General features: G+C 72.5%; 7 protein-coding genes. 3 read left to right on the plus strand and 4 right to left on the minus strand.

The genetic code is table 11. The features are described from left to right. The first annotated feature begins 1 nt into the window (after position 1). Positions 2 to 874, plus strand: a complete 873-nt coding sequence (locus GPA02_RS17270; RefSeq protein WP_156201685.1) for a hypothetical protein — start codon at positions 2 to 4, stop codon at positions 872 to 874. Between the two features lie 596 nt (positions 875 to 1,470). Here the strand turns inward: GPA02_RS17270 and GPA02_RS17275 are convergent. Further along, positions 1,471 to 2,769 (minus strand): citrate synthase, encoded by a 1,299-nt coding sequence (locus tag GPA02_RS17275; RefSeq protein ID WP_156201686.1) that lies wholly within the window; start codon positions 2,767 to 2,769, stop codon positions 1,471 to 1,473. Between the two features lie 148 nt (positions 2,770 to 2,917). On the opposite strand from GPA02_RS17275, the gene GPA02_RS17280 reads away from it, so the two are divergent. Then, positions 2,918 to 3,631 carry a hypothetical protein gene (locus tag GPA02_RS17280; protein WP_240134122.1) on the plus strand — a complete coding sequence of 238 codons (714 nt, stop codon included), beginning with the start codon at positions 2,918 to 2,920 and terminating at the stop codon, positions 3,629 to 3,631. 4 nt (positions 3,632 to 3,635) lie between these two features. Here GPA02_RS17280 and dapC read toward each other — a convergent pair whose 3' ends face one another. Further along, positions 3,636 to 4,757: a succinyldiaminopimelate transaminase gene (gene dapC / locus GPA02_RS17285; RefSeq protein WP_156201688.1), complete on the minus strand. Its 1,122-nt coding sequence runs from the start codon at positions 4,755 to 4,757 to the stop codon at positions 3,636 to 3,638. A gap of 21 nt (positions 4,758 to 4,778) precedes the next feature. Next, positions 4,779 to 5,105: a ferredoxin gene (fdxA, locus tag GPA02_RS17290; RefSeq protein ID WP_156201689.1), complete on the minus strand. Its 327-nt coding sequence runs from the start codon at positions 5,103 to 5,105 to the stop codon at positions 4,779 to 4,781. Positions 5,106 to 5,192: 87 nt separating this feature from the next. Between fdxA and GPA02_RS17295 the strand changes: the two genes are divergently transcribed. Then, positions 5,193 to 5,411, plus strand: coding sequence for a putative acetyltransferase (locus tag GPA02_RS17295; protein WP_156201690.1), 219 nt, complete (start codon positions 5,193 to 5,195; stop codon positions 5,409 to 5,411). 201 nt (positions 5,412 to 5,612) lie between these two features. On the opposite strand, the gene GPA02_RS17300 is transcribed toward GPA02_RS17295, so the two are convergent. Further along, positions 5,613 to 7,448, minus strand: a 1,836-nt coding sequence (locus GPA02_RS17300) for a VanW family protein (protein WP_156201691.1), incomplete at its 5' end; no start/stop codon positions are given.

Here is a 7,448-nt window from a genome sequence, read left to right on the forward strand (position 1 = left end):
CGTGGCAGGTCGTAGCCGTCGCGGGCGGCGCGTGCTGGGGGCGCTCGTCGCGTTCGTACTCGTGCTCACCGCGGCCGTGGGCGGTGTCGTGCTGCTGCTGCGACAGCTGGAGACGGACCCGCCGCTGGTCGCCCGCTGCACGGCGAGCGAGGGCGACGCCGCAGCGAGCCTCGACCCCGACCAGGCGGCCAACGCCGCGCTCATCGCCGCGATCGGCGTCGAGCGCGGGCTGCCGGCGCGGGCCGTGACGATCGCGCTGGCGACGGCCATGCAGGAGTCCCGGCTGCGCAACATCGACTACGGCGACCGCGACTCCCTCGGGCTGTTCCAGCAGCGGCCCTCGCAGGGGTGGGGCACCGAGGAGCAGGTGATGGACCCCGTGTACTCGACGAACGCGTTCTACGACGCGCTCGTGCGGGTCGAGGGGTACCAGGACATGGCGATCACCGAGGCCGCGCAGGCGGTGCAGCGGTCGGGCTTCCCCGACGCCTACGCCCAGCACGAGCCGATGGCGCGGCTGTTCGCCTCGGCGCTGACCGGCTGGTCGCCCGCGGCGCTGTCCTGCCGTCTGCACGACCCCGACGCCAGCGCCACCGCGCTCCCCGACCTGCTCGCCCGCGACCTCGCCTCCGCGAGCGCGCAACCGCACGACGGCCCCGCCGGTGGCGGGGAGGGCGAGCGGGCGCTGGCGCTGTCGCTCGCGGCCGGCGACGCCACCCGCACCCCGTGGGTGCTCGCGCACTGGGCGGTCGCGACGGCGGACCTCACCGGCGCCCTCGAGGTCACGGTCGGCGACATGCGCTGGACCCGCGCCGATGCCGCCTGGTCACCGACCGACACCCCCGCCCCGAACGGCGTCGTCCTGGTCCGCTGACCGCCGCCCCTCCTCTCCCACTTTCACCGCACTGTGCAACAGGCCCCGATTTCACCGCACTTTGCAACAGGCGCGATCTCACCGCACTTCTTGCCATGGCTGCCTGTCACCGCACTTCTCGCCGCAGCTCGGTCTCGCCGTGCGTCCTGCCACCCGCGCTCCAGCACAGTCGCCGTGGCCTCGGGCCCGCCCGTCCGCAGGGAGGCGGTCTCAGATGCCGCTCGAACCGGCGCGCGACGGCGTCGTCGCTCATCCGACTCCCGTGCGGTACCTCCCGATCCGAGAAGGTCGACCCGTCGATCACGACGGCGCTACGGAGGGCGCAGGGTACGCCGTCCGGGCCCTTCACCCGAGCACTGAGCGAGCCGCACGACGAGCGGTGGAGCGGCCGCGGCAAGAACTGCGATGAAAGTGGCCGGTGTTCCAATCTGCGGTGAAAGTGGCCGATGTTCCAAAGTGCGGTGAAAGTGGCCGATGTTCCAAAGTGCGGTGAAAGTGGCCGATGTTCCGAACTGCGGTGAAAGTGGGGAGACGGCGGAGGGGCGGGCCGTGCGGCCCGCCCCTCAGGACGTCTCGTGGTGCGGTGACCGCGCGGGTCAGCGCTGGTCGAGCGGCACGTAGTCGCGCTCGGGGGCGCCGGTGTAGACCTGGCGCGGGCGGCCGATCTTCGTGCTCTTGTCGGTGATCATCTCGCGGTACTGGGCGATCCAGCCCGGGAGGCGGCCGAGCGCGAACAGCGGCGTGAACATCTGCGTGGGGAAGCCCATCGCCTTGTAGATCAGGCCGGTGTAGAAGTCGACGTTCGGGTAGAGCTTGCGCTCGATGAAGTAGTCGTCGTTGAGCGCGATCTCCTCGAGGCGGCGCGCGATGTCGAGCAGCGGGTCGGACTTGCCGAGCTTCTCGAGCACGGTGTCGGCCGACTTCTTCACGATCGCGGCGCGGGGGTCGTAGTTCTTGTAGACCCGGTGCCCGAAGCCCATGAGGCGGACGCCGGCCTCCTTGTTCTTCACCTTCGTCATGAAGGTGTCGACGTCGTCGTCGGAGCCGTGGATCTGCTCGAGCATCGCGAGCACGGCCTCGTTGGCGCCGCCGTGCGACGGGCCCGACAACGCACCCACACCCGCGGAGACCGAGGCGAACAGGTTCGCCTGCGCGGACCCGACGATCCGCACCGTCGACGTCGAGCAGTTCTGCTCGTGGTCGGCGTGGAGGATCAGCAGCATGTCGAGCGCGGCGACGAGGTCGGGGTCCGGGGCGTCGTCCTGGTAGGGCAGCCCGAACGTCATCCGGTAGAAGTCGTCGACGTAGCCCAGCCGGCTGTCGGGGTACAGCTGCGGCATGCCCTTGGCGCGCTTGGCGATGTTCGCGATCATCGTCGGCACCTTGGCGAGCAGCAGCACGGTCGCGAGGTCCAGCTGCTCGGCGTCGAACGGGTCGAGCGTGTGCTGGTAGTAGGTCGCCAGACCGGCGACGCCCGCCTGCAGCACCGCCATCGGGTGCGCGTTGAGCGGGAACGCGGTGAAGAACTTCTGGAAGTTCTCGTGCAGCAGGCGGTGCTTCATGACCCGCGCGACGAACGCGTCCAGGTCCGACTCCGAGGGCAGCTCGTCGTAGATGAGCAGGTAGGCGACCTCGAGGAACGAGGACTTCTCGGCGAGCTGGTCGATCGGGTACCCGCGGTACCGGAGGATCCCGGCGTCACCGTCGATGAACGTGATCTGCGACTCGCAGTTCGCGGTGTTCATGAACCCCGGGTCGAGCGTGACCAGCCCCGTCTCCTTGAGGAGGTTCGGGATCAGGACACCGTCGTTGCCCTCGACCGCTGCGACGCGTGGGAAGGAGAGCTCCTTGTCGTCCACGCGGAAAGTGGCCGGGCTCAGGTTGGCGTCCGACATCGATGACCCTTCTGACGACTTCGAGCAGCCCAGCGAGTCTATCCCCCGCGCTCGGGTGCCTCGGTCCGCGGGGAGACCGCCCCCGCCGTCCCGCACCTCGTCGCCCGTGCCGAGGCCGCCCGACGGCGCCCGGGTGCGCGGTGGGAGGATGGTCGCCATGGAGGGCTTCTGGGACTTCGCCTCGCACTACTGGTGGCTGCTCTTCGTCTTCGGCGGTCCGATCGGCGCAGCGGTCACCGGGATCGCGAAGCATCTGCGCAAGGCCTCCGAGCGCCGGGCGGAGCTCAAGCTCGAGCGGTACCGGATCCAGCAGCAGTACAAGCACGGCAAGGCGATCGAGGCGGCCGACGCCGAGACCTCCCGGCAGGCCTTCGTCGCCGCCACCCAGCGGCTGATGGACACCCACGACGAGGTGAACCGGCGCTGGCTCGCCTACGAGCTCGACGCCGTCCGGCTGCTCGAGTACCCGCTGATGACCGACATGCGCGAGGAGGTCACGGTCGCGTTCCACCGCGCGCGGCGGCTGGCCGACTCGCTGCGCCCCGAGGAGGCCGCGCACGTCACCGACCGGGAGACGCAGCGGGAGTACCGCGACGCCGTCACCGCCTACGCGTCGGCGTTCGACGTCGCCGAGGCCGAGGCCAAGCGGGTGCGCCAGGGTGGCTTCTCCACCGACGAGCGGGCACGGATCGCCACCGCGCTCAAGCTGCTGCGGCTCGCGCTCGACGACGCCGCCTCGCCCGAGGAGCGGCAGTCCGCCTACCAGCGGGTGCGGCGGGAGATCGACGGGCTGATCGTGCTGCCGACCGGCGCGACCGACGCCGTCGAGGAGCGGATCACACGCGAGCTGCCGCGCGCCTGAGCGCTCAGGCGTCGGCGAGCCGCTCGGCCGCGGCGGCCACGCGGTCGTCGGGCGCGGTCAGCGCGAGCCGCACGTGCCGCTCGCTGCCGGGACCGTAGAACTCCCCCGCGCCGGCGACGATGCCGAGCTCGGCTAGCCGGCCGAGCGTCGTCCAGCAGTCGGCGCCGTCCGCGGCTCGCGCCCACAGGTACAGCCCGGCCTCGGAGTGGTCGACGGCGTAGCCCGCCGCCAGCAGCGCCGGCAGCAGGGTGTCGCGGCGCCGGCGGTACGTCTCGCGCTGCGCCGCCACGTGCGCGTCGTCGCCGAGCGCGGTGACCATCGCGGCCTGCACGGGGCCCGGCAGGATCAGGCCGAGGTGACGGCGCATCAGCACGATCGGCTGCACGAGCGCGGGGTCGCCCGCGAGCAGGCCGGCGCGGTAGCCGGCGAGGTTGGACTGCTTCGACAGCGAGTACGCGGCGAGCAGCCCCGTGTGCGAGTCGCCCGCGACCCGCGGGTCGAGCAGGCTCGGCACGCCCTCGCTCAGCCACGGCTCCACCCAGGGCAGCTCGGCGTAGCACTCGTCGCTCGCGACGACCGCGTCGATGGCCCGAGCGGCCTCGACGACGCCGCGCAGCCGGTCGACGCCGAGCACCTCCCCGGTGGGGTTGCTCGGCGAGTTCACCCACACGAGGCGGACGCGCTCGTCGCCCGCCCAGTCGGCGACGTCGTCGGTGGCGAGCACCTCCGCGCCCGCCGCGCGGGCGCCGACCTCGTAGGTCGGGTACGCCGCGGCGGGGACGACGACCCGGTCACCGGGGCCGATGCCGAGCAGCGACGGCAGCAGCCCGACGAGCTCCTTGGAGCCGATCGTGGCCATCACGCCGTCGGTGGTCAGGCCGACGACACCGCGCCGGCGCGTGAACCAGGCGACCATCGCCTCCCGCAGCGCCGGGGTGCCGGCGACCGTCGGGTACCCGGGCGAGTCGGCGGCGTCGCGCAGCGCCGCCTGGATCGGCTCCGGGGTGGGGTCGACCGGGGTGCCGATCGAGAGGTCGACGAGCCCGCCCGGGTGCGCCGACGCCCTCTCGACGTACGGCCGCAGCCGGTCCCAGGGGTAGTCCTCGGTGATCGCGACGAAGCCCACGAGCGGACCCGGGATCCCGCGCTACGCCTGCTCGCCCTGCGGCGGCAGCGCCGCCACGATCGGGTGGTCCTTGGGGATCAGGCCCATCTTCGCGGCACCCCCCGGCGAGCCGAGGTCGCTGAAGAAGTCCACGTTGGCGGTGTAGAACTGCGACCACTCCTCGGGGACGTCGTCCTCGTAGTAGATGGCCTCGACGGGGCACACGGGCTCGCAGGCCCCGCAGTCGACGCACTCGTCGGGGTGGATGTAGAGCGAGCGCTCACCCTCGTAGATGCAGTCGACGGGACACTCGTCGATACAGGCCTTGTCCTTGACGTCCACACAGGGCAGGGCGATCACGTAGGTCACCGGTGCATCTTCTCCTCACTGGTCCGCCGGGCTGCACGCGGACATGGGCAGGGGGGCTTGCGGCCACCCACCCCTAGTATCGCAGGCATGCGGTTCTGGGAAGCATGGGAGCCCGGGATGCGCGTCGTGGTGAGATATCGCAACGGCGAGGGCTCGTTCTCCGACGCGGTCGGCGAGCTCGTGCGCGTCGACGCCGACGGCCTCGAGGTGGCGACACGGCGTGGCCCGGTCGCCGTCGCGGCCGCCGACATCGCGCTCGGCAAGCGGGTGCCGCCGGCGCCGCCCGCCCGTCGCGGCCGTCCCTGAGGCCTGCGCTCCAGGCAGCGGCCACCCGCGCCGCCCGCGCCGGGCCGGCGGAATCCGGGCGTTCGATGCGCCGCCGGGCAGTGAGCGTTCACATCGGCATCGAGCGACGGGTTTCCGTCGCGGCGCGGCAGCCGACGACACGGACGCGCCCGTCGGGTCGGGCAGCACCGGTGCCCTGGGCGCCCGACGGCGTCACGCCCCTCAGTCGTCGGAGGCGTCCTCGGTCGCGTCGTCCTTGTCGTCGTTGCTGGGCGGCGACCCGCACACGACCCGGTTCCACGGCTGGTAGGTCCAGCTGTAGGAGCGCGAGTACTGGTCGTTGACCTCGCCGTCGAGCGAGATCGTGCGACGGATGTCGATCGTGAACCCGGACGGGCCCGCCGACTCCGGCCGGCAGGTCGGGTTGGTGTTGTAGATCGTGCGCGGCGAGGTGAACGCGTACTTCTCGCTCGAGACGATGTCGACGTCCCAGTGCTCGGTGCTCCACAGCCGCACGTGCACGCGCTGCGCGCTCTGGTCGACCCACGCCTGGACGAGCACGCCGTAGGGCGTGTTGTTGCCCCACCGCATGTCGAGGCTCGGGGAGTACATCGTCGCCTCGCGGCCGGGCGGGTAGCGGTCGAACCAGCGCGAGTGCGGCTTGTGCTCGATGTCCTCCATGCCGGCCTCGAACGCGGCGTTGAAGACCGTCGTCGAGATCTGCGAGAGCCCGCCGCCGGTGGCGCTGGTGACGAACCCGCTCTCGACGACGAGCGAGCTGACGTAGCCGTTCGCCTCGGTGATGGGGCCGAGCGCCTCCAGCAGCGAGAACTCCTCGCCGGGGAGCACGAGCGTGCCGTTGATGTTGGCGGCGCCGTTGATGAGGTTCTGGGTGCGCGGCGGGTCGTGCGGGAACGGGGTCGAGTACTCCCCCACCACCTCGACGACACCGAGCGCCTCGGCGTCCTCGGTGCTGAACTCGGGCTCGGTGTCGGCGAGCTCGGCGACGGCGACGCGCTCGTCCTCGCCGGTCGCGAGCGCGGCCTCGGTGACGACGGTGGCGAGCTGCTCGGGGTCGAGCCCGGTGCCGGTGACGGCGGGGATGATCGTGGGCTTGCCCTCGCGCAGCACGATCTGGGCGTCCTTGGCGGTCTCGCCGATCGAGGGCACCGCCTCGGTGACGACGTCGGCGAGCGCCTCGCCGTCGAGCTGCAGGACGAAGCGCGAGCCCTCGGGCACGAGGTCGGCGGCGTCGCTGAGCTGCTCGGGCGTGAGCGAGGTCGTGGTGTCGTCGTTGAGCTCGACGGTGACGGGCCCGGACAGCAGGGGGTCGACGATCTCGCGCATCGCGGTGTCGACCGCCTCCTGGCCGAGCGTGGGCTCGACGGTCTCGCTGGGCAGGGTGAACGGCCGCTGGCCGGTCAGCCACTCCGACGCGAGCAGGTCGACGGAGCCCTCGACGTCGACCGCGAGCCCGTCGGCGGGCTCGGTCTCGAGGGTGGAGGTGCCGTCCGCGATCTCCAGGACCGCGTCGACGGGTGCGACGTCGAGGTCGACGGCGCCCGCCGTCACGGCGTCGGTCAGCGCGGTCTCGTCGACCTCGACGACCGGCGTCACGGCACCGAGGCCCAGCAGGTGGCCGACGACGACGCGCGGGTCGAGCGTGAAACCGGTGACGCGGTCGACGGTCGCCTCGGCGTCGAGCGCCAGGCCCGCCTCCGCCGGGTCGATCGTGGCCGACCGCTCCCCCGCCTCGACGGGGATCGGCTCGGACACGAGGTCGGCGAGCCCGCTCTCGAGGGTCGCGACGGCGTCCTCGGCGGTGAGACCGGAGATGTCGACGCCCGCGACGGTCGTGCCCTGCGGCACCTTGTCGGCGACGTAGTAGGCCGCCGCGGCGTAGCCGCCCGCGAGCACGACGAGCCCGAGGCCGACGCCGAGCAGGACCTTCCGGCCGCGCCGCCGCGACCGGGCGGGCGGTGCCGGGGGCGCGGGCGGGTCCTCGGGCGGCTCCGCGGCGCCGACGGCGGTCGCGTCCGGGTCGTCCGCGGCCGGGCG

The organism is Actinotalea caeni, from assembly GCF_009733795.1.
Classification (GTDB): domain Bacteria; phylum Actinomycetota; class Actinomycetes; order Actinomycetales; family Beutenbergiaceae; genus Pseudactinotalea; species Pseudactinotalea caeni.